The sequence below is a fragment of the Duganella sp. FT27W genome, assembly GCF_009295655.1.
Classification (GTDB): domain Bacteria; phylum Pseudomonadota; class Gammaproteobacteria; order Burkholderiales; family Burkholderiaceae_D; genus Rugamonas; species Rugamonas zoogloeoides.
Window position 1 is genome coordinate 813,129 of sequence record NZ_WHIV01000004.1, and the last position, 22,309, is coordinate 835,437.

At 66.2% G+C, this 22,309-nt stretch carries 14 protein-coding genes; 4 read left to right on the top strand and 10 right to left on the bottom strand.

The window, feature by feature from the left end; translation table 11 throughout:
* Positions 1-381: 381 nt before the first annotated feature.
* The gene (locus F8197_RS20700; RefSeq protein ID WP_152883402.1) at positions 382-618 is read left to right on the top strand and encodes a hypothetical protein; all 237 of its coding nucleotides are present in this window, start codon (positions 382-384) and stop codon (positions 616-618) included.
* A gap of 42 nt (positions 619-660) precedes the next feature.
* Here the strand turns inward: F8197_RS20700 and F8197_RS20705 are convergent, their stop codons facing one another.
* From F8197_RS20705 to F8197_RS20715, 3 genes are all read right to left on the bottom strand, one after another.
* Entirely contained in the window at positions 661-3,036 is a 2,376-nt protein-coding gene (locus F8197_RS20705; protein WP_152883403.1) for a PEP-CTERM sorting domain-containing protein, read from the bottom strand.
* Positions 3,037-3,245: 209 nt separating this feature from the next.
* Positions 3,246-5,600 carry a catecholate siderophore receptor Fiu gene (locus tag F8197_RS20710; protein ID WP_152883404.1) on the bottom strand — a complete coding sequence of 785 codons (2,355 nt, stop codon included), beginning with the start codon at positions 5,598-5,600 and terminating at the stop codon, positions 3,246-3,248.
* A 161-nt stretch (positions 5,601-5,761) separates the two neighbouring features.
* Positions 5,762-9,301, bottom strand: coding sequence for a response regulator (locus F8197_RS20715; protein WP_193333494.1), 3,540 nt, complete (start codon positions 9,299-9,301; stop codon positions 5,762-5,764).
* 222 nt (positions 9,302-9,523) lie between these two features.
* Here F8197_RS20715 and F8197_RS20720 point away from each other — a divergent pair, with 222 nt between their 5' ends.
* A complete protein-coding gene (locus F8197_RS20720) occupies positions 9,524-14,497 on the top strand; it encodes a hybrid sensor histidine kinase/response regulator (RefSeq protein ID WP_152883405.1) in 4,974 nt (1,657 codons plus the stop codon).
* 78 nt (positions 14,498-14,575) lie between these two features.
* On the top strand, positions 14,576-14,848 hold the full coding sequence (locus F8197_RS20725; RefSeq protein WP_056142764.1) for an NHLP-related RiPP peptide: 273 nt from the start codon (positions 14,576-14,578) through the stop codon (positions 14,846-14,848).
* Between the two features lie 15 nt (positions 14,849-14,863).
* On the opposite strand, the gene F8197_RS20730 is transcribed toward F8197_RS20725, so the two are convergent.
* The gene (locus tag F8197_RS20730; RefSeq protein ID WP_152883406.1) at positions 14,864-16,060 is read right to left on the bottom strand and encodes a putative peptide maturation dehydrogenase; all 1,197 of its coding nucleotides are present in this window, start codon (positions 16,058-16,060) and stop codon (positions 14,864-14,866) included.
* 205 nt (positions 16,061-16,265) lie between these two features.
* On the opposite strand from F8197_RS20730, the gene fnr reads away from it, so the two are divergent.
* The gene (gene fnr / locus F8197_RS20735; RefSeq protein WP_152883407.1) at positions 16,266-17,024 is read left to right on the top strand and encodes a fumarate/nitrate reduction transcriptional regulator Fnr; all 759 of its coding nucleotides are present in this window, start codon (positions 16,266-16,268) and stop codon (positions 17,022-17,024) included.
* A gap of 49 nt (positions 17,025-17,073) precedes the next feature.
* On the opposite strand, the gene F8197_RS20740 is transcribed toward fnr, so the two are convergent.
* From F8197_RS20740 to ccoN, 6 genes are read right to left on the bottom strand one after another with little or no spacing between them, the layout of a single operon-like run.
* The gene (locus F8197_RS20740; protein WP_152883408.1) at positions 17,074-17,616 is read right to left on the bottom strand and encodes a FixH family protein; all 543 of its coding nucleotides are present in this window, start codon (positions 17,614-17,616) and stop codon (positions 17,074-17,076) included.
* 9 nt (positions 17,617-17,625) lie between these two features.
* Entirely contained in the window at positions 17,626-19,020 is a 1,395-nt protein-coding gene (ccoG, locus tag F8197_RS20745) for a cytochrome c oxidase accessory protein CcoG (RefSeq protein ID WP_152883409.1), read from the bottom strand.
* Entirely contained in the window at positions 19,017-19,991 is a 975-nt protein-coding gene (ccoP, locus tag F8197_RS20750) for a cytochrome-c oxidase, cbb3-type subunit III (protein WP_152883410.1), read from the bottom strand. The genes ccoG and ccoP overlap by 4 nt, the downstream gene beginning before the upstream one ends.
* Positions 19,984-20,148, bottom strand: a complete 165-nt coding sequence (locus F8197_RS20755; protein ID WP_056142782.1) for a CcoQ/FixQ family Cbb3-type cytochrome c oxidase assembly chaperone — start codon at positions 20,146-20,148, stop codon at positions 19,984-19,986. Before F8197_RS20755 ends, ccoP begins: the two co-directional genes overlap by 8 nt.
* 1 nt (position 20,149) lies before the next feature.
* The gene (gene ccoO, locus F8197_RS20760; RefSeq protein WP_152883411.1) at positions 20,150-20,764 is read right to left on the bottom strand and encodes a cytochrome-c oxidase, cbb3-type subunit II; all 615 of its coding nucleotides are present in this window, start codon (positions 20,762-20,764) and stop codon (positions 20,150-20,152) included.
* Positions 20,765-20,777: 13 nt separating this feature from the next.
* Positions 20,778-22,202 carry a cytochrome-c oxidase, cbb3-type subunit I gene (gene ccoN / locus F8197_RS20765; protein WP_373996928.1) on the bottom strand — a complete coding sequence of 475 codons (1,425 nt, stop codon included), beginning with the start codon at positions 22,200-22,202 and terminating at the stop codon, positions 20,778-20,780.
* Positions 22,203-22,309 lie beyond the last annotated feature (107 nt).

A 22,309-nucleotide genomic window follows, 5' to 3' on the forward strand; every position in this document is an offset into this window, starting at 1 on the left:
CCGGGGCGCGCCGCCAGGTATTTCGCGGACAAGCCAACCACACAAGCCATTGCAGTCCCATTCCGGAGAACCCGGAAGCAAAAGTCTGACATTGATCATGTCATGGGGCCGGGATTGGTGGCAAGCGATTTCACCGATGGTGTTGCAGGATAGGCGTCGAAAAAATTCAAACAATCTTGAAACAAATATTGTTAGATGGCGTGCCTGCCTGCCCTGGATGCTGTTGGTGCTGTCTTTGTTCAGTCCCCCAGCGGCAGCATCTATGGACAAACCCTGGTGCTGCGGGGCATGTTGCACTGTTGAAAAGAAAATCGACGAGAGCCGCAGACCCTGATGGTGTGATACTCTTTATGTGTAGTGGTTGCTTTAGAGGAAGTTCGTATGCTGTTGCTGAAATCACTAGGTTGGATAGGCGTAGTTGCTGGCACGTCCTTCCTGATCTACCTGGTCCGCGTTTTTTTTGACGGAGCATTGGAGCTGCGCGGTAAAGATCAAACCTTGAACATGGTCTACCGACATATTGACCCAGGCTTTTTCTATGCATATTGGGGAGCATTGTTCGTTGCGGGTATTTTCATACTCGGATTGGGCTGGTCCGTGCTGCGCAAGCCACGGTAGCAAGCCTGCGGCCGCACCCCGCTCCCCGATGTCTGCACCAGATCAAACGCGCGCGGGCATTCGGCGCCATACGTCGCCGCGCCAGGCCAGTAGCGCCAGGCCCAGCACCAGCATCAGCCAGGCGCCCGGCTCCGGCACCGGCGTCAGGGCGTCGCCGGCGCCCAGCACGTAGTTGAAGCCGTAGATGCCGCCGTTGAACGAGAAGCGCACCAGCAGGTCGAGCGTGCTGGTGTTGAATACGCCCAGGTCGAGCACGTTATCGGAGAAGAACAGCGCGGCCTGGTCCTGGCTGTTGAAGCTGCCCGCGTACAGTTTGGTGGCGCCATTGCTGACCGAGAATTCGAAGTTGGCGGTATCGAATTCCGAAACGAACGGCAGTCCCAATCCCAGCAGCAGGTGGCGGCCGGCGGTAAACGGCACGCTGAACTGCGCCGTGGCGCTGAACGGGAAGAACATCGCGCCCATGGTGCCCGCGCCCAAGAACTGGGCGTCGTCGAATGCTGCCGCGATGTTGGGCGAGGCCGCCAGGAGGGTGGACAGCGAAGCCGGATCGGGCAGCGCGCTGGCATACGAGGAGACCATGCCGACGGCGGGATCAGGCGTCCACGCCCCGTAGGCTGCGCCGCCGACATTGGCCGCGCTGTATGCCTCGGGCTGGTAAAACTCGGCCGGCTGGGCCGAGCCGGCCGTGGCCACCACCGCGGCGCCCACGCTGGCATCGCTGTAGCTGCTGCGCGCCAGCACTTCGCCGCCGCGGAAGCTGGCCACCGCGTGGGCGCGCGCTTCTGGCGCCAGCAGCGACGCTGGCGGCAAAGGCGGCGCCGGCATGCCAAGCGCGCGGGTGACCGAGGCCTGGGCGATGGCAGATCCCGCCTCGGTATTGCCAAAGCGGCCGCTGCCGGACATGGCGACCGCGTCGGCGCTCGCATGCCAGGCCGAACGGGCATCGGCGCGCGCGGTGGCCGCCGCGCCCGGGTTGAAGAAGGCGCCGCCGCCATTGGCGGTGGCGTTGGCCACCGCGCTGTAGCTGGAATCGACCGTGGCGCGCGCAATGCCGGCGCCACCCTCGTTGCCGCCGTACGCGCCGGTGGCCAGCGCGGTGCCGGTCACGCGGCCGTAGCCGGCCACCGTCACGGTGGCATCGGCCGTGCCACCGCCACCCGAGAAGGCGCCGATGCCGGGCAAGCCTGCCAGTGCGGTGCTGGTGGCGGCAATCACCGCGTTCCAGCTGCCGGCGGCCGGTGCGTTGCCTGCGAGCGAGACGGTGCTGGTGGCATTGCCGCCCGCGCCCGGTGCGCCCGATATCGGGTCGTTGAACGGGTTGCCGGCAGCGTTGCCACCGATGCCGCCGGTGGCGGTGCTGTCGACGCTGGCGTTGAGTGCGCCGCCCAGGCCGCTGGTAATGGTGGACGTGGCGTTGCCGCCGCGTCCGGCATATGCGAACACGGTATCGCCGCCGGCGCCGCCGGTGGCGCTCTGCACCAGCGTCAGCGTGCCGGTACTGCTGTTGAAGGCGCTGCTGGTGTTGGCGGCGGCATCGCCACCGTTGCCGCCATAGGCGAAGGGGGCGTTGTCAAAGTCGAGGTTGGCATGACCGCCGGCGCCGCCGATGGCGCGCACTTCCTGGCTGTAGGAGGACAGCGTGGCGTTGGGATTGCCGACGCCTGCGTTGGCCGAGGCATTGCCGCCCGCACCGCCGTTCGTGCCGTCGATATTGGCGGCGGCGCCCTGGCCGCCGGTGGCAATCGATCGCACGCTGGCCGCGCCGCTGCCCAGTGCGACCGTCGTGAGGTTGCTGAGCGCCGCGCCGCCGGCCGCGCCGTTGAGTACGCCGGTGGAGCGCCCGCCCTGGCCGCCGGTGGCCTGCGCCACGCCTTGCACGGCGCCGCTGCCCGAACTGGTGAGCACGCCGTTGGCGAACGCTGTGCCGCCGACACCGCCTGCCGCGCCGGCCCCGGTCTGGGCGCCGCTGCCCGGCTGGCCGGCGTTGCCGCCCAGGCCGCCGTTGGCGGTGACCGCCAGGCTGGCGCCGGTCGCTGGCGCCGCCACCGATAACTCGGCCGAGGTGTCGGCGCCGGCGCCGCCAGCGCCAGCCGCGCCCCCGGTCTGACCGGTATTGCCATTGGCGCCGTTACCGCCCGCGCCGCCGGCGCCGCCACTGACCAGCAGGGTATTGGCCGGATCGGCGCCAAACAGCAGGTACGGGGCGGACGGCGCGGCGCCGCCAGCGGTACCGGGCGCGCCGGGCGTGGCGCCGGCCAGGCCGCTGCTGCCAGGCGGCCCCTGGTAGATCACGTCCACCGCCAGCGCATTGCCGCACCAGGCCGCGCAGACCAGGGGAATCATGCGCAGGACGGTGCGCAGCCGGTTCGATGAGATAGGTGAAGACGGCTGTGACGCCGGATGGTGGTATGCCATGGTTGCCTCCCTGAAGTGGGGAGGCTTTGCACAGATGCCGTTGCAATCGCATGCCAGCCGCCCGTGCAAGCATTGTAATGAACGTTATTTATTTATCTACTCTTTATTGCATCAAAATCCGCTGACAGGACCGTAAAACAACGTTGTGCAAAAATGAAAAAGCCCCGCCGGTACCGGCGGGGCTTTGGGGCTGCCAGGCAGCGCGCGGCTTAGAACTTGATATTGGCCGTCAGGCTGCCTGAACGCGGCTGGCCCGGGGTGTAGCGGTAACCGGACTTGTTGATCGCCGCAACATATTCCTTGTCGGTCAGGTTGTACACGTTCAGGCGCAGGTCGATGTGCTTGTTGAGCGGGTAGCTGGCCATGGCGTCGGCTACCCAGTACGAATCGATATGGGACGGAGTGCCCACGGCGCCGTCGGTGCCGCGACGCAGCTGGTCGTTGAAGCGCACGCCGCCACCGACGGTCAGGCCGAACGGCAGGGTGTACGAGGTCCACGACGTGAACGACTGCTTCGGCGTGTAGGCCAGGTAGACTTCGCCGTCGGCCGCCACGGCGCGGCCGTTGGTGACCTTGGCCGACATGCGGGTGTAGCCTGCGCTCACCAGCCAGCCACGGGTGATTTCACCGGTCACGCCCAGTTCCACGCCTTGGTTGCGCTTCTCGCCGGTCTGGAAGTAGGTGCCGCTGGTGGCATCCTGCTCCACTTCGTTTTTCACCGTGGTGCGGTACACCGCTGCCGACAGCGACAGTTTTTGCTGCAGCAGATCCCATTTGCCGCCGAACTCGTAGTTAGTGGTTTCCTGTGGATCGTAGTTGGGGTTGGCGGCGCTGTTGGCGTTGGCGCTGAGCGAGAAGTTGGTGCCGCCCGGTGGCGCTTTCGAGCTCGCTGCCAGCGCATAGACGCTGCTCTCCGGCGTCAGCTTGTACAGTGCCGACAGCTTGCCGTTGACCAGCGTGTCACCGACCTTTAGGTTGGTGGCGATGCGGGTGCCGACCGGGATGGTTTGCGGCGTGGCCGTGCCCTGGATGGCCACCGAATCGTAGGTGGTGCTGAAGTGGTCCAGGCGCAGGCCGCCGTTGATGATCCAGTCGCCGAACTTGGCGGTGTCGAACAGGTACACGGCCTGGGTGTCGGTATTGCCCACCGCTTGCGCGCCGGTGCGGGCATAGGTGAAGGTTTGCGGCGTGGCCGGATTCGGGTTGTAGATGCTGGTGCGGGTGATGGCGGTACCTGCGGTGGTCGCAAGCGTGTAGTTGGTTTGTTTCTCGGTGATGAATTCCAGGCCGGCCACCAGCGTGTGCTTGACCGCGCCGGTGCCGAACTCGGCGGTGACGTTGGTCTGGTTGGTCAGCACCTTGTTGGTCTGGTCCTTGTAGGTCAGGGTGCTACGGGCCATGGTCCAAGTGTCGGGCGTGCCGGTGACGATCAGGTTGGCGGAGGTGGCCATGAACGCGGTCAGCAGGTAGTCCTGCTTGTTCTTGCCGTAGCGGGTGGTGTTCTGCAATTTCACGCCGTTGGCGAAGTCGTGTTCCAGGCGGGCCGTGAACTGGTCGGCGGTGACGTTGTCGTGGTCCTTCTCCGAGCCGTAGAAGTTCTTCGGATTGACGCGCGGCGCGGTGGCCAGCGGGGCCAGGCGGATGCGGTCGGCGGCGGCAGCCGCAGCACTGGCGGCAATGGCGGCCGGGGTGCCGGTGGTGGCGGCGGCCAGGTAGGGCGGGGTGTAGCCGGGCAGACCGATGGTCAGTACGCCGCCGTCGGGAATATTGTCCTGCTTGACGTGCAGGAAGTTCAGGTAGAAACGGGTGGGACCGTTCAGGCCGAACGCCAGCGATGGCGCCACGGCCCAGCGCTTGTTCTTGATCATGTCGCGTGCCGGGTTTTCGCTGTCCTGCACCAGAGCATTGAGGCGGAACGCGGTGCCGCTGTCTGCATTGATCACCTGGTTGACGTCGGCGGTGGCGCGGCGTTGCTTGCCGCTGCCGACCGTGGCGGAACCGAGGTAGGCGTCCTCCAGTTGCGGACGCTTGCTGACCAGGTTGATCGAACCGGTCGGCGCGCTGCGGCCGTTGTCGGTGCCGGCCGGGCCCTTGAGGACGTCGATCTGCTCGATGTTGAAGATGTCGCGGGTGATCGAACCGACGTCGCGCACGCCGTCCACGTAGATGCTGCCCGAGGTGTCGAAGCCGCGCATGAAGATGGCGTCGCCGGTGTTGGTGTTGCCGTTTTCACCGAGGAAGAACGCGCCCACACCCGGGGTGTTGCGCAGCGCTTCGGTCAGCGAGACTGCGCCCTGCTGCTCGATCAGCTCCTTCTTGATCACGGTGATGGTCTGGGCGGTATCGACCAGCTTTTCGGTGTACTTGGCCGAGACGGCGCGGTCGGCCTTGAAGGTGTCTTCGGCAGCGCCTTGTACCTTGACTTCGGACAGGGTTTGCGGGGCTTGGGCCTGCTCATCGGCGGCGGCAACGGCGTGCGCTGCCACCGGCAGCAGCATCGCGGCCAGGGCGGCGCTCATGTGTTGGTTGAAACGGGACTGCGCGTGCTTGCGGCTCTTGATCATTACGGTATCTCTCGGTCGGATAGTTAGGACGGCTCGAATGCCGGTTGTTATTCGATTAATCCGTGAGATTGTAACGATGGCGCTGCATTTCGTAAATGCGAATTGTTATCAATATCGTTTACGTGTGGTATTTCTGCAAATGTAGATGAGTTTTCTTTCTGTCAATCCGGCTGAAGGGCGAGCCAGGCCCCGGCCTGGTGCAGCGTGGCCTGCAGTTCGGTGCGCACTGCCTGGTAGCCGGCGGCGATCGCCGCGCCGTCTTCCTTGACGATTGCGTCTTCGGCATCCATGGTGGCCTGGATCAGGCGCCGTGCGCCGAGCACCCCGACCGCGCCGCGCAGGCCGTGGAACTGGCGGGCGGCATCGCGCAAGCGCCCCTCGGCGATGGCGGTGCCGGCTTCGTCGGCCGGCGTCATGCCGCCTTCGATGGCGCCGCGCACCATCTTGAGCATCACCGCCCTGCCCTTGGCGTCCTTGCCCATCACCCGCATCAGCTTGTCCACGTTGAAGATGTCGGCTTCGCTGCCGGCACCGGGCACCGTTCCCGTCGCCGGTGCCGGCACCGGAGCTGCCACCAGCTTGACGGCGGCGTGAGGCCGCGCAGGGTGCGGCAGCGCAGCAGGCGCAGGCACCGGCTCGTCTGCCGCTTTTTTAGGCAGGTGACGCAGCAGCACCGCCAGCATTTCCTCGACCTCGATCGGTTTCGGGATGAAGGCGGTCACGCCCACCGTTACGCTGCGCTCGCGCTCCGCTTCGAGGACGCCGGCCGTCATCGCCACGATGGGCAAGGTAAGCTTGAGTTCCTGGCGCAGGATGCGGGTGGCGGTGAAGCCGTCCATGACCGGCATCTGCATGTCCATCAGTACCGCGTCATATTCTCCCTGGCGCGTGCTCATGCGGTCCACCGCCTGCTGGCCGTTGTCCACCACGTCCACCGTTGCGCCGGCCAGTTCGAGCATGCCGCAAGCCACCGCCTGGTTGGCCACGTTGTCTTCGACCAGCAGCAGGCGGCAACCGGTCAGCGTCCCTTCGATGCCCTGGCCGGACGCCATTTGCAGCCCGGTTTCGCCGTTGGTCACCAGCGCCTCGTGCAGGGCGTCGAACAGGTTGGAGCTGGTGATCGGTTTCACGAGTACCACGTCCACCTCGGGCGCGGCGGAAATTTCCTCCAGGCGGTCGCGGGCAAACGCGTTGACCATCACCACTACTGGCTGGCCGCCCTCGGGCGCGGCAGCGCGGATGCCCTTGGCCGTGGCCAGTCCGTCCATGCCGGGCATGTGCCAGTCGGCCAGCACCACGTCGTACGGCTGCTGTGCATCCAGGCTGGCGCGGAACAGGGCCAGCGCCTCGGTGCCGGATGCCACTTCGTCCGCCTGCCAGCCCCAGGCGCGGATCATCTGGGCGATCAGGGTGCGGCTGGTGTCGCTGTCGTCGGCCACCAGCATGCGCAGCTCGCCAATCGCAGGGCGGCGCCGCTCCTCTCCCTTCTCGGGCAGCACTTCGAATGGCAACTCGAACCAGAAGCGCGAGCCGTGGCCCTCGCTGCTGCTGACCGCGATTTCTCCGCCCATCAGCTCGATCAGGCGGCGCGTGATCGCCAGGCCCAGGCCGGTGCCGCCGAAGCGCCGGGTGATGCTCTGGTCGCCCTGCGAAAACGCGTGGAACAGCTGGCCCAGCTGCTGCTCGGTCATGCCCATGCCGGTGTCGCGTACTTCGAAATGCAGCCGCGCCTGCGATGCGGAAGACCATTCGGCCAGGCCGATCGACACCACCACCTCGCCGGCGGCGGTGAACTTGATGGCGTTGCCGGCCAGGTTGACCAGGATTTGCTGCAGCCGCAGGGCGTCGCCGCGCAGCAGCTTGGGCACGGCCGGATCGACCGCGATGGCCAGCTCGATTTCCTTGTCGCCGGCGTTCATGGTCATGGTGGTGGCCAGCGAATTCATGGTGTCGTCGAGGTTGAACTCGACCGGTGAGAGCGCCATGTGGCGCGCCTCGATCTTGGAGTAGTCGAGCACGTCGTTGAGGATGCCCAGCAGCGACTGGCCCGACACCCGCACCATGTTCAGGTACTTGCGCTGCTGCGGCGTCAGCTGGGTGTTGCCAAGCAAATAGACCATGCCCAGCACCGCGTTCATCGGGGTGCGGATCTCGTGGCTCATGTTGGCGACGAATTCGCTCTTGGCCCGGTTGGCGGCTTCGGCGCGGTCGCGCTCGCGCTCGAGTTCCTCGGTGCGCGCAGCCGCTTCCACCCGCAAGCGGTGCGCCTCGGTCACGTCCGCGATCACCGCCAGTACCTTGGTGCCCTGGTCGGTGCGCACCGCACTCAGGTTGATCTCGATCGGGAACTCGGTGCCGTCCTGGCGCAGGCCGTGCAGCACGGCGCCGCGCCCCATGCGCACCGGCTCGGCGCTGAGGCGCTCGGCAAAAAAATGTTCGCGGTGGCTGGTGTGGCGATCGCGCAGGGGCGCCGGCACCAGCATCTCGATCGCGCGGCCCAGCAACTGGTCGCGCGGGTAGCCGAAGCAGCGTTCGCACTCGCGGTTGGCGGTTTCGATGCGGCCATCCATGCCCACCACCAGGATGGCGTTGGGCGCGTACTCGAGCACGCTTTGCAGGCGGGTATCGGCGGCTTGCCGCTCGCGCATCAGGTGGTTGAACGCGGTGGTCAGCTGGCCCACCTCGTCGTCGGCATGGACCGGCAGCGGCACGAATTCGGTGGTGGAGCCGCGCAGCGCGCCGATGGCGTTGCGCAGCTTGACCAGCGGCGCCAGCAGGCGCGCGGCCAGGCCGCCCACCAGCAGCGCCGTCAGCAGCGAGGCCAGACCGCCCCACAGCAGCAGGCGCGCGAGTACGCCGTCGAACGCCTCGTAGGCTTCGGCGGCCGGCAGCGACGTGCCCAGCACCCAGTCCACCGACTTCAGCGTCTTGTAGCTGTTGAGCACTTCGCGGCCCTCGGTATCGACGCTGTCCACCGTGCCCTCGAAGCCGTCGGCCAGCGCCAGCGTGGTGGCGCCGTTGAGCTGGCCGCCGCGCGGCTGCAGCAGGCGGTTGGGGTCCGGGTGCAGCACGTACACCGGCTTGGGACCGCGCGTGAGGGCAAAATAATAGCCGCTGGCGCCCACGGTGGCGTGGCGCAGGTGGCCGAGGAAGTTGTTCTTGTACAGCCGCAGCACGCCGGACAGGATGCACACCACCTCGCCGCGCGCGTCGAGCACGGGCGCGATCACCTGCACGATCGGTTCGCGCTGGTATTTGCCCAGCACCGGCTCGGTGATCATCGGCTTGCGCGTGTACATCACCTGCTTGAAGTAGGCGCGGTCGGACACGTCCATGCCCACCCGGCCCGGCACCACCGGCAAGTCGGCCACGGCCTTGCCGTCGGCGCCATACACCACGAGCTCGTCGAACAGCGACAGGATGGCGCGGTCCTGGTAGTAGGCGCGCAGGCGTTCGGCCGAGGTGCCGAGCTCGAGCGGCTGCTTGCGGGCGGAAAAGGCAACGATCTCGAGCAGCGCGGTCAGCTTGTCGTCGAGTTCCTCGGCAGTGCGGGCCACCAGTGCAGTTTGCTGGGTAAACAGCACCCGGGCGAAATCGTGCTTGACTCGTTGCATCTGAACCACGGTCACCAGGGCGATCATCAGGATCGAGGTGATGCTGGTTGCCAGTGCAACTTTCGCCTTGATCCCAAGTGGTTTCATGTCGTCCTTGTGCGAGGGCTGCGAGGGAGAAAACCAGGAGTAACAGGAATTTTCCTATCAAAGTTCAAGAATGGCAACAGGATTGCGATGGACACACAATTGAATCGCGTGTGACTTGCAATCCGTACTTGCAATGGCGCAAGTGCGGGCTTTGCTTTACGATGCATTACCCTGTGCACGTTGGCGTCGGGGAAACTCACAGTACTCTGGCCCTGATTTGTGGTGAACCCGACCGTCCTTACCCTTGCGACCGCCGTCCTGTTAGCCGGACTGGCTTCTGCGCCGCTGCGCGCGGCCCCCGATACCGATCGCTGGCATGCGCTGGCGCCGGTCGTGTTCGAGCATCTGGCGCCGGCCGAGCGCAATTTCCCCAGCCCGGTCGTGATGAGCATGGCCCAGGACGGCGACGGCTTCATCTGGCTCGGCTCCCAGGCAGGGCTCGGCCGCTGGGATGGCTACCAGATGCGCAACTTCTATTTCGACGCCAACGATCCGCATTCGCTGCCCGGCGACTTCATCCAGACCCTGCACGTGGACGGACAAGGCCGGCTGTGGGTGGGGACCAGCATCGACGGCCTGGCCCGGTATGACAAGCTGAGCGAGCGTTTCGTGCGGGTGGCGGCGGGCGCACTGTCCAGCCCGACTGTGTATGCGATCGCCAGCGACAAGGACGGCGGCCTGTGGGTGGGCACGGCCGCCGGCCTCGATTACGTGGACGCCGCCGGCCAGGTGCGCCACCACCGGCGCCCGGACGCGGCGCCCGGTGGTCAGCGCGCCAACCAGGTCCGCGCCCTGCTGCTCGACCGCGACGGCGTGTTGTGGATCGGCTCGGACGCCGGCCTGGCGCGGCGCGACGCGGCCAGCGGCCGGATCGCGGACATCGCCGGCGTGGGTGACGCGGTGCTGTCGCTGAGCCAGAATCCGCAAGGCGGCGTGGTGTTCGGCACCCTGCGCAGCGGCGTGGGTTTTGCCGGCGCCGATGCGGCCACCGCCGGTGCGCGCCTGCTGGCGCTGGCGGACCAGGGCCGGCGCCAGGCGATGGTACTGTCGCTGACCGAAACCGTGCCCGGCCAGTGGTGGGCCGGCACCTATGGCGACGGTGTGATCGAATTCGATGCCACCGGCATCCATCGCCGCATCACGCACCGGCCGGCGGTGGCGGTCAGCCTGGCCAGCAATCGGGTGGCGGCGCTGTGGCGCGACCGCAGCGGCCTGGTGTGGGTCGCCAACGAGCGCGGCGTGGACACCCACGATCCGCGCAACCGTACCTTCAGCACCATCTTCGACGGCGTCGGCTTGCCGGAGATTTCGGCCTCCGCCTTCATGACCGACCAGGGCGGGCGCTTGTGGGTGGCGCTGGCCGACCAGGGCATCGACCTGATCGCGCCGGACGCCACCCGCCGCGCCGGCCTGCGGCCCGACCCGCTGCTGCCGGACACTGCCCTGCCCGGCAGCCTGATTCTGGCCATGACCGAAGCCGAACCGAACGAGGCGTGGATCGGCACCCTCGCCGGGCTGTACCACACCAGCGGCCAGGGCAGCCGGGTGCGGCGGGTGCCGTTGCCGCACCACGAGCCGTTGCCGCGCATCGGCAGCATCGTGCGGCGCGGCGGCGATTTATGGCTGGGCACGCCAAGTGGTTTGCTGCGCTACGATCCGCGCGCCGCCACGGTCCAGGCCTACCGCCAGGGCCCGGCCACCGCCGGCGCCCTTACCGATAGCCGCGTCACCACCGTGCTGGAAGCGCCGGACGGCATGCTGTGGGTAGGCACCCGCAACGGCCTGAACCGCTTCGATCCGGCCACCGGCCGCGCCGAGCAGATCCTGGCGGAACCGGATCGCAGCGACGGCTTGCCACAGGGCCTGATCAACGCGCTGGCCTTCGATCGGCGCGGCCGGTTGTGGGTGGCCACCAACAGCGGCGGCATCGCCATCCTCGACGGTCAGACCGCCGGCGGCAAGCCGCGCTTTCTGCGGCCCGCCGTCGGCGCCGGCCCGTTCGGCAAGATCGCCAGTTCGCTGCGCCTCGACGCCAGCGGCCGCATGTGGGCGTCGGGCGGCAACGGCATCGCCGTGATCGACACCGAGACCTTGCGCGTGGAGTTGTTCGGTCGTGCCGACGGCCTGGTGTTCCAGTCCTATTTCGGCGGCGCCGGTGCCAGCACCGCCCAGGGCGAGCCGGTGTTCGGCACCTCCGGTGGCTACGTGGTGGTTCGGCAGACGCCGGTGCAGCGCTGGAACTACCAGCCGCAACTGGTGGTCAGCAATGTCCAGCTCGATACACGCCAGGTGGCGCCGGCGCCCTTGCTGGCGGCAGAAGGTCCCGGCCTGGAAATCCCGTCTGGCACCCGCAATGTCAATATCGAAATCGCCTCGCTCGACTATTCCGCCAGCGCCCGCAACCGCTACGCGTTTCGCCTCGAGGGCTACGACAAGGACTGGGTGGAGGCCGATGCCAGCCACCGCATCGCCACCTATGCCAACGTGGCGCCCGGCACTTACCGCCTGCACATGCGCGGCAGCAATCGCGACGGCGCCTGGAGCCCGCACGAGCTGACCATGGCGCTGCGCTTCCTGCCGGCCTGGTACCAGACCTGGTGGGCGCGCTCCGGCGCGGCGCTCGGCATCCTGCTGCTGGGCTGGGGCCTGTACCGCTGGCGTATCCGCCAGCTCGAGCACGCCAAGCTGCAGTTGCAGCAGGAGGTGTATGCCCGCACCCGCCACCTGGCGCGCGTACACGCCATCGTCAAGTCAATCAACGACCAGCTCGATTTTGATGCGCTGCTGCAGGCGATCCTGCTCGAATCGAGCGCGATTGGCGCCGTCAGCGGCGCCTGCGCGCTGATCCGCGAGCCGGGCACCGGGCAATTGAAGGTACACGCCAGCTGGCAGACCAGCGTGGTCCCGCCCTGCGCGGCCATGACACTGGACCAGACCCACGCGCTGCTGGTCGCAGGCGCCGAGCTGGTCATGCCGGAGATGTACCTGAGCGGCGCCGGCACGGTGCTGGCGGTACGCATCTGCAACGGCGAGGCAGTGCAAGGCTACCTGGTGTTCGAGCAGCAGCAGGCCTTTGCCGGGGCTGACCTGGACATGTTCAAGGCGCTCAAGGAGCCGTTCATCTCGGCCTTCCAGAAAGCCGATGCGATCCGCGCCATCCAGCAGGCGCGCGCCGATGCCGAAGCGTCCACCCGCGCCAAGAGCGACTTCCTGGCCAACATCAGCCACGAGATCCGTACGCCGATGAACGCCATCCTCGGCTTTGCCGGGCTCGGTGCGCACCTCGACCTGCCATCGAAGCCGCGCGATTATTTCCACAAGATCGACCGCGCCGGCAAGAACCTGCTGGGCATCATCGACGACGTGCTCGATTTTTCCAAGATCGAGTCGGGCAAGCTGGCGCTGGAAAGCGTGCCCTTCGATCTGGCGGACGTGCTCGACCAGGTGATGGACCTGTTTTCGTGGCGCGCGGCGGAAAAAGGCCTGGAGCTGGTGGCCTGGGCCGACCCGGACGTGCCGGCGCGCCTGGCCGGCGATCCGTTGCGCCTGGGCCAAGTATTGATCAACCTGGTGGGCAATGCCCTCAAGTTCACCGCGCGCGGCGAGATCGTGCTGCAGGTAAGGCGGGAGACCGGGCCGGACGGGGACCGCCTGCGGTTCGCCGTCAGCGACAGCGGCGTGGGCATCAGCGCCGAGCAGCAGCAGCGCCTGTTCCACGCCTTCAGCCAGGCCGACAGCAGCACCACGCGCCTGTACGGCGGCACCGGGCTGGGCCTGGCGATCTCGCAGCAGCTGGTGCGCGCCATGGGCGGCGTGATCGGCGTCGACAGCACGCCGGGGCAAGGCAGCCGCTTCCACTTCAGCGTCGCCCTGCCCAGCCTGCCAGCGCGGCACGACGATGCGCCCGGTTTGCTGGCGCTGCTGGCCGGCACGCGGGTGCTGGTGGTGGACGACAGCGCGGTGGTGCGCACCATGTTCGCCCAGCAGCTGGGCGACGCCGGCCTGCCGGTGACCACCGCCGGGTCAGCCGACGCGGCGGCGGCGGCGGTGGATGCCTATTTGGCGCCGGAGCCGGTGGACGTGGTGGTGCTGGACTGGGACATGCCGGGCGCCCACGGCGTCGACACGGTGCGGCGCCTGCGCCAGGCGGCCGCGCCGGGTGCGCCCGCGATCGTGATCATGGCCACCGAGTACGGGCGCGAGGCGGCCATGCGCGCGGCCGGCCAGCTCGGCATCCGCCACTGCCTGGCCAAGCCCGTCAACCGCACGCGCATGCTGCTGACCATCGCGCAGGCGCTGGGCCTGGCCGCCGACGAACCCGCCGTGGCGCCTTTGTCGCCGCGCATGCTGTCGGCGGCGGCGCAGCGCCTGGCCGGCGCCCGCGTGCTGGTGGTGGACGATAACCAGATCAACCAGCAGGTCGCGCGCGAGGTGCTGCTCGGCGGCGGCCTGCAGGTGGACCTGGCCGCCACCGGCATGGAGGCGGTGCGCATGGTCGAAGCCTGCCGCTACGACGCGGTGCTGATGGATATCCAGATGCCGGAGATGGACGGTTACGAAGCGACCGCGCTGATTCGCGCACGCCATTCGACCGCGCAATTGCCGGTGATCGCGATGACCGCGCACGCGGTGCCGGGCTTCCGCGAAAACAGCCTGGCCATGGGCATGAACGACTACATCACCAAGCCGATCGAACCGGAACGGCTGTTCGAGGTGCTGGCCGGCTGGATCATCGGCCGCGCCGCGCCGGCGCTGCCGGCACCGGAACCGGGACCGGGACCGGTGCCAGAGGCGCAAGCCGGCGTCGCGGACGGCGGGGGCAGCGCGGCCGGCCTGGCCAGCGAGTCCGGCATCGACGCTGGCATCGACACCAGCGCCGCGCTGGCGCGGCTGGGCGGCAACCGCCGCCTGCTCACGGTACTGTTGGAGAAATTCGTGGAGGAATTCGCTGGCACGCCGGCGCAACTGGCCGCTGCCATCGGCACCGGCAATACCGAGCAGGCCGCGCTGCTGGTCCACAAGGTCAAGGGGGCAGCCGGCAACCTGTCGATGGGCCAGCTGCACCGCTGCAGCGGCATCCTCGAGCTGCAATTGCGCAGCGCACCGGACCAGGCCGTGTCTGCGCTGGCGGCATTCGACACGGCATTGGCGACAGTGCTCGATGCGGCCCGCGCAGCGGACCCTGGCGACCGTTAAACACGTTGTGAATCCGCTAAGTTCGGCGTAGGATGGTCGGGCAGCACATTGTTTTTATCCACCTTGAGGGAGTACACAATGCTTAAACAGAATTTCGATCAGCTCAACACCATGCTCGCCAAACTGGCCACCGACGATGGCTTCCGCGACCGCATGCAGAACGACCCGGTACGCGCCCTGGACACGCTTGGCATCAAGCTCGATCCGGCCAAGGTACCGGCCGCGCGCCGCCTGCCGTCCAAGGATGCGGCCGCCGCCGACCATGCCGCCCTGGCAAGCAAGCAGATCGGCGAGAACGGCATGGTGCTCTTCATGTTGTCCGGCGTATCGGTGTCGCGCCTGGCCTCCTGATCAACTCTTGACCGGCTACTCTGCCACCGGGCCGAGGCCGGTTTCACCGTAGCGCAGTTCCACCATCTCGCGCGCGCCTGTCGCGGCCACGCCGCAACCGCACACGGCAATCACTGCGTGGCGCAGATGGTCCAGCCCCAGCATGGTTTCGATATCGATGTCGTTGATGGCGGCGGTGATAAACGCCGGCAAGCCCGCTTCCGAGGCCAGCAGATAAAACGTCTGCGACAGGTGGCCGGCATCGAGCGATATTGCGCGGTACGCCTTCTGGTGGTTGCGGTATTTCCAGAACGAGCGCTCCACCCGTCCCACCATCACCACCTGTATCGCCGCGCCGGCCAGCCAGTACTGGTCTGCCACCATTTGCAGCGCCAGCGCCGCCGCTTCGTCCTGCGTGGTCGCGCGCAGCGGCACCAGCGTGTTGTCGAGCGGATGGTAGTGGTACAAGCCCGGCGCCAGGCCGTCCACCCGTTGCACCAGCACGAACGCTTCGACCGGATGCAGGCCGCCGCCCGACGGGCTGGTCTTTTTCAGGACGTTGGCATGCGGGCCGATGTGGCGCAGTTCCTGGGCGCCGAACGTGCGTTGCAGCAGGCGCGCCGCCACCGCCAGCGGCAGGCTGGCGCTGGTGTCGTAGTTGCGGCCCGTGTAACGGCGCAGCAGTACCTCGTCGAGGAAACCGGCGGGCGCTGGCAGCGGCACCGCCGCGCCGATGCTGGCCACCTGCTGCACCGGCGGTGGCGGATTGCCGTGGCGTTCGAGCAGTTCCTCGAAACTGGGCGCCTCCATGCCGGTGTCGCTGCGTACGTCGTGCCAGCGCGAGAACGTGTGCGCCAGCGCCGCCAGCGGCCGCCAGTGCAGCGTGCGCAAGGTGTCGTCGCGTTCGCGCAGGGCGTCCTGCGCATTGGCCTGCTCTTGCTGCTGGCCCTGGTCCTCGGCCAGCAGCAGGCCGTGCGCAAGCAGCCGGTCCACGACTGCCGCGCCATGGCGTTCGACGACCTCAGCGCGCGCGGTCCATACCGATGAACCAACTGCGGCCAGTGCCGCCAGGTCGGCCGCATCGACTTCGATCTCGCGGTCCAGGTGCGGCGCCAGCGCCAGCCAGCGGGTGCTGGCCGCCAGGGTGCTGGTGCCGGCAAACAAGGCGGTCCAGTCGATGTCCAGTTCTTCGCGGGGTTCGAGGTACAGCACGGCGCAGCGGCGTAGATTCATGGTCTTTATCTCTCCTGCTCTAGTTGAGAAATCGGCAATAACGAGGGCCAGTCTAGCGCATCCTTCGCCAGCGGGAAAGTGGCGACGGGCGGAATTTTCACCGGCCATTTGCTTGCACAATGCAAGTGAAATGCACGTCGGAATACCCGATGGTGGCAGTGCGGCATCGCACCATCCTGGCGCATCATGGTCTACACTAGCGGACATGATCAAAGACCTGCCATCGCTGGTGCTGCCCGGCGCCACAATCGACATCCTCAAAGCCAGCTGCGCCACGTGCAGCATGCACCAGCTGTGTTTGCCCATGGGACTGGGTAACGAAGACATGGACCGGCTCGACCAGATCATCGGCCGCCGCCGCAAGGTCGCGCGCGGCAATACCTTGTTCCGCATTGGCGATTCGTTCCAGAACCTGTACGCTATCCGCCTCGGCCACTTCAAAACTTACCAGGTCAACCGCGAAGGCGCGGAGCAGATCACCGGCTTCCAGATGGCCGGCGAACTGCTCGGTATGGACGCCATCAGCACCGACCTGCACCATTGCACGGCGGTGGCGCTGGAAGACAGCGAAGTGTGCGAAATTCCGTTCGCCACCCTGCAGCAACTGCTGGCCGAAATGCCGACCCTGCTGCGCCACTTCCACCGCATGATGAGCCAGGAAATCACGCGCGAGCAAAGCGTGATGCTCTTGCTCGGCAATATGCAGGCCACCCAGCGCTTCGCCGCCTTCCTGGTCAACCTGTCGTCGCGCTACGAAGCACGCGGCTACTCGCCCAACGCGTTCCAGCTGCGCATGTCGCGCGAGGAGATCGGCAACTACCTGGGCCTGACCATCGAAAGCATCAGCCGCCTGCTGTCGAAGTTCAAGAAAGAAGGACTGGTCCGGGTAAGCAACCGCGAAATCGAACTGCTGCAGCCGCAAACGCTCAAGGCGATTACGGCCGGTACCCAGACTTGCGGTTGAACTGATAGCGCGCCAGAGGCATGCCTGTGCCCCGGCGCCTATTGTGCGGCTATTGCGCCGGCGCCTGCTGCTGCACAGGCGCCACATCCGCCACCAAGGTTACCCCGCGCTCCTTCGGCCACGTCCACGCGCCGGCCAGGCGCCAGTCGCGTTTTTCGCCTTCCACCAGCACCACCCAGCGGCTGCGTTCGAGCATGGCCAGTGGCAGTTCGAAGCGGCCCGCCGCATCGGGTAGCACGGTCGCTTCGATATCCTTGTCGGGCAAGGTCGCGTGCGCGAGACGCAGCCGCAGGCGCTCGGTGATGCCGTCGCCGCTGGCGCGCTGCACCTGGCCCGTCAGCGCGCCGCGATTGGCGTCGTACCCGATCGTCATCGACAGGCCCATGGCGCTGGCCACGCGGTCGCGGCTCAGGTCCTGGTTGATGGCCTTGCCCTGCTTGTAGTAATCGCCGACCACCACCGGGTCGGGCGTTGAAAACGCCAGCCAGGCGGTAAACACGCTGCCGGCCACCACGATGGCCGGGCCCAGCATCAGGAACCACGGCCAGCGCTGCTTGTACCACGGCGTGACCGTGCTGTGTAAATGGTGCATGGTGATCTCCTAGCGCGGCACAATGAAGACCGCAGTTTCTTTCACATGCAGCGCCGGATCGTCCACCGATGTCAGCGCCACTTCGATCTTGTTCGAGCCCTTGTGTGCGGCGCCGTGCGCGGTGCGCAGGCGGATCGGTACGCCGCGCGTTTCGGTCGCGTCCAGCCGCACGGTAGCGGGCGTGACCAGGGCCAGCGTGTCGATGCCGGCGACGGTGATCCTGTACGTGTGGGCGCGCTCGGTGGTGTTCATGATCTGCAGCCGATAGACGTTTTCGATCATGCCGTCTTCCACTTCGCGGCCCATGGCGCCACGGTCGCGGATCACGTCCATTTTCAGTGGCACGCGCAGGTACAGGGCGGCGCCGGCGCCGGCCACGATCAGGCACAGCACGGCGGTGTAGATGCGCACCCGGGGACGCCAGGTGCGGCGGCGGATTTCGGTGGGTGTCAGGTGTTCGTCGAGCGCGCGTTCGGTGGCGTAGCGGATCAGGCCGCGCGGCGCATCGATCTTGTCCATCACGCCGTTGCAGGCATCGACGCACGCGGCGCAGCCGATGCACTCGTATTGCAGGCCGTTGCGGATGTCGATGCCGGTGGGGCACACCTGCACGCACATCGAGCAGTCGATGCAGGCGCCGCCGGTACTGGCTGCCTGCTTGCGGCGTGGCACCAGTGGACCACGCGGTTCGCCGCGCCTGGCATCGTAGGTGATGATCAGGGTGTCGCGGTCGAACATCGAGCTCTGGAAGCGGGCGTACGGGCACATGTACTTGCACACCTGCTCGCGCATCCAGCCGGCATTGCCATAGGTGGCAAAGGCGTAGAACAGCACCCAGAACCATTCCCAGGGACCGAAGTCGAAGGTCTGCACCTCGACCATCAGCTCGCGGATCGGCGTGAAGTAGCCAACAAAGGTAAAGCCGGTCCACAGCGCCACTGCGCCCCAGGCCAGGTGCTTGGCGGTTTTTTTTCCGAGCTTGCCGGCGGACCAGGGCTGGCGGTCGAGCAGCATGCGCGCGCTGCGCTTGCCTTCGATGCGGCGTTCTATCCACAGGAAGATTTCGGTATAAACAGTTTGCGGGCAGGTGAAGCCGCACCACACGCGCCCGGCCACGGCGGTGGCCAGGAACAGCAAATACGCGCTGATGATCAGGAGCACCGCCAGGTAAATGAAATCCTGAGGCCACAAGACCATGCCGAAAATGTAGAACTTGCGCGTGGTCAGGTCGAACAGCAAGGCCTGGCGGTCGTTCCAGAGCAGCCACGGGGTGCCGTAAAACGCCAGCTGCGTCAGCCACACGAACAGCCAGCGCAGGCGGGCGTAGCGGCCCGAGGTTTCGCGCGGGTAGATTTCCTCGCGCGCCGCATACATCTTGATGACTTGTGTCTCGGGCGCACTCATTTTGCTGGTCCCGGTTCCGGTTCCGGTTCCGGCTTGGCTGCTGGCGCTGGCGCCGGCTGCGTCACATCATTGGACAAGCTCCAGATGTAGGCAGCCAGCACGTGCACCTTGGCGTCGCCGAGGAAGTCGCCAAACGCCGGCATGGTGGCAGCGCGGCCGTTGCGGATGGTTTCCATGATGGTGTCGGCGCTGCCGCCGAACAGCCAGACCTTGTCGGTCAGGTTCGGTGCACCGAGTGCCTGGTTGCCCTTGGCGTCGGCGCCGTGGCAGGCCATGCAGGCGCCGAATTTTGCTTTGCCGAACACCGCCTTGATCGGATCGGACGTCGAGCCGGACAGGCTCAGCACGTAATGGGCGACGTTCTCGATATCCTTTTCGCTGCCCACGGCCGCGCCCATCGGCGGCATCACGCCGGTACGCCCGTGCAGGATGGTCTGCTTGATGATCTCGGGCGTGCCGCCGAGCAGCCAGTCCTTGTCGGTCAAATTCGGAAAACCCTTGTTGCCGCGCGCGTCGGACCCGTGGCACTGGGCGCAATAGGTGAGGAACAGGCGCTCGCCGATGGCGCGCGCCTTCGGATCGGCCGCCACCGTTTTTAAATCCTGCTGCTGGTACTGGGCGAACAGCGGACCATATTCTGCCTCGGCCTGTTTCAGTTCGGTCTGGTAGTTGCCGGTGGAGCTCCAGCCCAGTTTGCCTGCATAACTGCCCAGGCCCGGGTACAGCACCAGGTACACCAGCGCGAAGACGATGGTGATGTAGAACAGCCACATCCACCAGCGCGGCATCGGCGTGTTCAGCTCGGTCAAATCCTGGTCCCAGATATGGCCGGTGGTATCGACATTGATGTCGCTGCGCTTGCCCACCCGCGCTTTTGACTGCGCCCACAGCAGGATGCCGCAACCGATGATGCCGAGCAGGGTGATGGCGGCGATATAGTAGTCCCAGAAGCCGCTGGTAAAGTCAGCCATGGTCAAACTCCTCGTCGGCAAACGGGGCTTGTGCGGCCTGAGTAAAATCGGTTTCCTTGTGGTGGATGTAGGCCCACCACACGATGCCGATGAACGTGACAAACGACACCACCGTCATCACGCTGCTGGCCTGGTCAAACAGGTTCTCGATAGCCATGTCAGTTCCTTGTTTTGATTAATGTGCCCAGGCCTTGCAGATAGGCGATCAGGGCGTCTTCCTCGGTCTTGTCCTTCAGTTCTTCCGGCGCGGCGGCGATCTCGGCATCGGTGTACGGGTCGCCCAGGCGCTGCAGCGCGCGCAGCTTCGGCACCACGTCCTGCGGCACCAGTTTGGTCTTGGCCAGCCACGGGTAGTTGGGCATATTCGATTCCGGCACCACGTCGCGCGGGTTGGCCAGGTGGGTGCGGTGCCATTCGTCGCTGTAGCGGCCACCCACGCGCGCCAGGTCGGGCCCGGTGCGCTTGGAGCCCCACTGGAACGGCCGGTCATAGACGAACTCGCCAGCGACCGAATAATGGCCGTAGCGCTCGGTTTCGGCACGCAGCGGGCGCACCATCTGCGAATGGCAGTTGTAGCAGCCTTCGCGCACGTAGATGTCGCGGCCCGTCAGCCGCAGCGGGCTGTAGGGTTTCAGGCCTGCCACCGGCTCGGTGGTGGATTTCTGGAAGAACAGCGGCACGATTTCCACGGCGCCGCCAACGCTGATCACCAGGGTGACCAGGGCGATCAGCAGCCACGGGTTTTTTTCGATCCATTCATGTGAGAATTTCATGGGCACTCCGGGTTCAATGGGCCGCAGCCAGGGCAGGGATGGGGGCGATGACGGTGGCGCGGCGGCGCAGGGTCATCCAGGTGTTGTAGCCCATCACGCACATGCCGCTGAAGTACATGAAGCCGCCCAGCACCCGTACCGCGTAGTACGGATATGTCGCTTTCACGCTTTCGACAAAGGTGTAGGTGAGGGTGCCGTCGGGGTTGACCGCGCGCCACATCAGGCCCTGCATCACGCCGGCAATCCACATCGCGGCGATGTACAGCACCACGCCGATGGTGGCCACCCAGAAGTGCAGGTCGATCAGCTTGACGCTGTACATTTTCTGTTCGCCTACCAGGCGCGGAATCAGGTAATAGATCGAGCCCATGGTGATGAAGCCGACCCAGCCGAGAGCGCCGCCGTGCACGTGGGCCACGGTCCAGTCGGTGTAGTGGGAGAGGGCGTTGATGGTCTTGATCGACATCATCGGACCTTCGAAGGTGGCGATGCCGTAGAACGACAGCGAGACGATCATGAATTTCAGGATCGGGTCGGTGCGCAGCTTGTGCCAGGCGCCCGATAACGTCATCATGCCGTTGATCATGCCGCCCCACGACGGCGCCAGCAGCACCAGTGAGAACACCATGCCCACCGACTGGGTCCAGTCGGGCAGCGCCGTGTAGTGCAGGTGGTGGGGGCCGGCCCACATGTACGTGAAGATCAGCGCCCAGAAGTGGACGATCGACAGCCGGTACGAGTACACGGGGCGCTCGGCCTGCTTGGGGATGAAGTAATACACCATGCCCAGGTAGCCGGCGGTGAGGATGAAGCCCACCGCGTTATGGCCGTACCACCACTGGATCATGGCGTCCTGCACGCCGGTGTAGGCGGAATAGGACTTGGTCAGGCTGGCCGGCATGCTGGCGCCCTGCACCACGTGCAGGATGGTCACGGCCAGGATGTAGGCGCCGAAGAACCAGTTGGCGACGTAGATGTGCTTAACCTTGCGTGTGACCAGCGTGCCGAAGAACACGACCGCGTAGGCGATCCACACCAGCGCGATCAGGATCGTGATCGGCCATTCCAGTTCGGCGTATTCCTTGCCGCGCGTATAACCCATCGGCAGCGTGACCACTGCCAGCAGGATCACGGCCTGCCAGCCCCAGAAGGTGAAGGCCGCCAATTTATCGGAAAACAGCCGTACCTGGCAGGTGCGCTGCACCACGTAGTACGACGTGGCGAACAGGCCGCAGATGCCGAACGCGAAAATCACCGCGTTGGTATGCAGCGGCCGCAGGCGGCCGTAGGTCAGCCATGGAATGTCGAGGTTCAGCGCGGGCCAGGCCAGTTGGGCGGCGATGATCACCCCCACCAGCATGCCGACGATGCCCCAGATCACGGTGGCGATCGCGAATTGCTTCACGACCTTGTAGTTGTAATTCGATGCTAGCTCCACACAAGCTCTCCCCGGGTAATGTCAAGTTGATAGCCCGAAGGGTAAGCGTCTGAAACTCAAAAATCCTTGATGTGAATCAAAATTGCCCGGATGAATTAAGTACAGTG

Coding starts and splice junctions, on each gene's coding strand:
- F8197_RS20700 (WP_152883402.1), top strand. CDS start 382: ATGCTGTTGCTGAAATCACTAGGTTGGATAGGCGTAGTTGCTGGCACG.
- F8197_RS20705 (WP_152883403.1), bottom strand. CDS start 3,036: ATGGCATACCACCATCCGGCGTCACAGCCGTCTTCACCTATCTCATCG.
- F8197_RS20710 (WP_152883404.1), bottom strand. CDS start 5,600: ATGATCAAGAGCCGCAAGCACGCGCAGTCCCGTTTCAACCAACACATG.
- F8197_RS20715 (WP_193333494.1), bottom strand. CDS start 9,301: ATGAAACCACTTGGGATCAAGGCGAAAGTTGCACTGGCAACCAGCATC.
- F8197_RS20725 (WP_056142764.1), top strand. CDS start 14,576: ATGCTTAAACAGAATTTCGATCAGCTCAACACCATGCTCGCCAAACTG.
- F8197_RS20730 (WP_152883406.1), bottom strand. CDS start 16,060: ATGAATCTACGCCGCTGCGCCGTGCTGTACCTCGAACCCCGCGAAGAA.
- fnr (WP_152883407.1), top strand. CDS start 16,266: ATGATCAAAGACCTGCCATCGCTGGTGCTGCCCGGCGCCACAATCGAC.
- F8197_RS20740 (WP_152883408.1), bottom strand. CDS start 17,616: ATGCACCATTTACACAGCACGGTCACGCCGTGGTACAAGCAGCGCTGG.
- ccoG (WP_152883409.1), bottom strand. CDS start 19,020: ATGAGTGCGCCCGAGACACAAGTCATCAAGATGTATGCGGCGCGCGAG.
- ccoP (WP_152883410.1), bottom strand. CDS start 19,991: ATGGCTGACTTTACCAGCGGCTTCTGGGACTACTATATCGCCGCCATC.
- F8197_RS20755 (WP_056142782.1), bottom strand. CDS start 20,148: ATGGCTATCGAGAACCTGTTTGACCAGGCCAGCAGCGTGATGACGGTG.
- ccoO (WP_152883411.1), bottom strand. CDS start 20,764: ATGAAATTCTCACATGAATGGATCGAAAAAAACCCGTGGCTGCTGATC.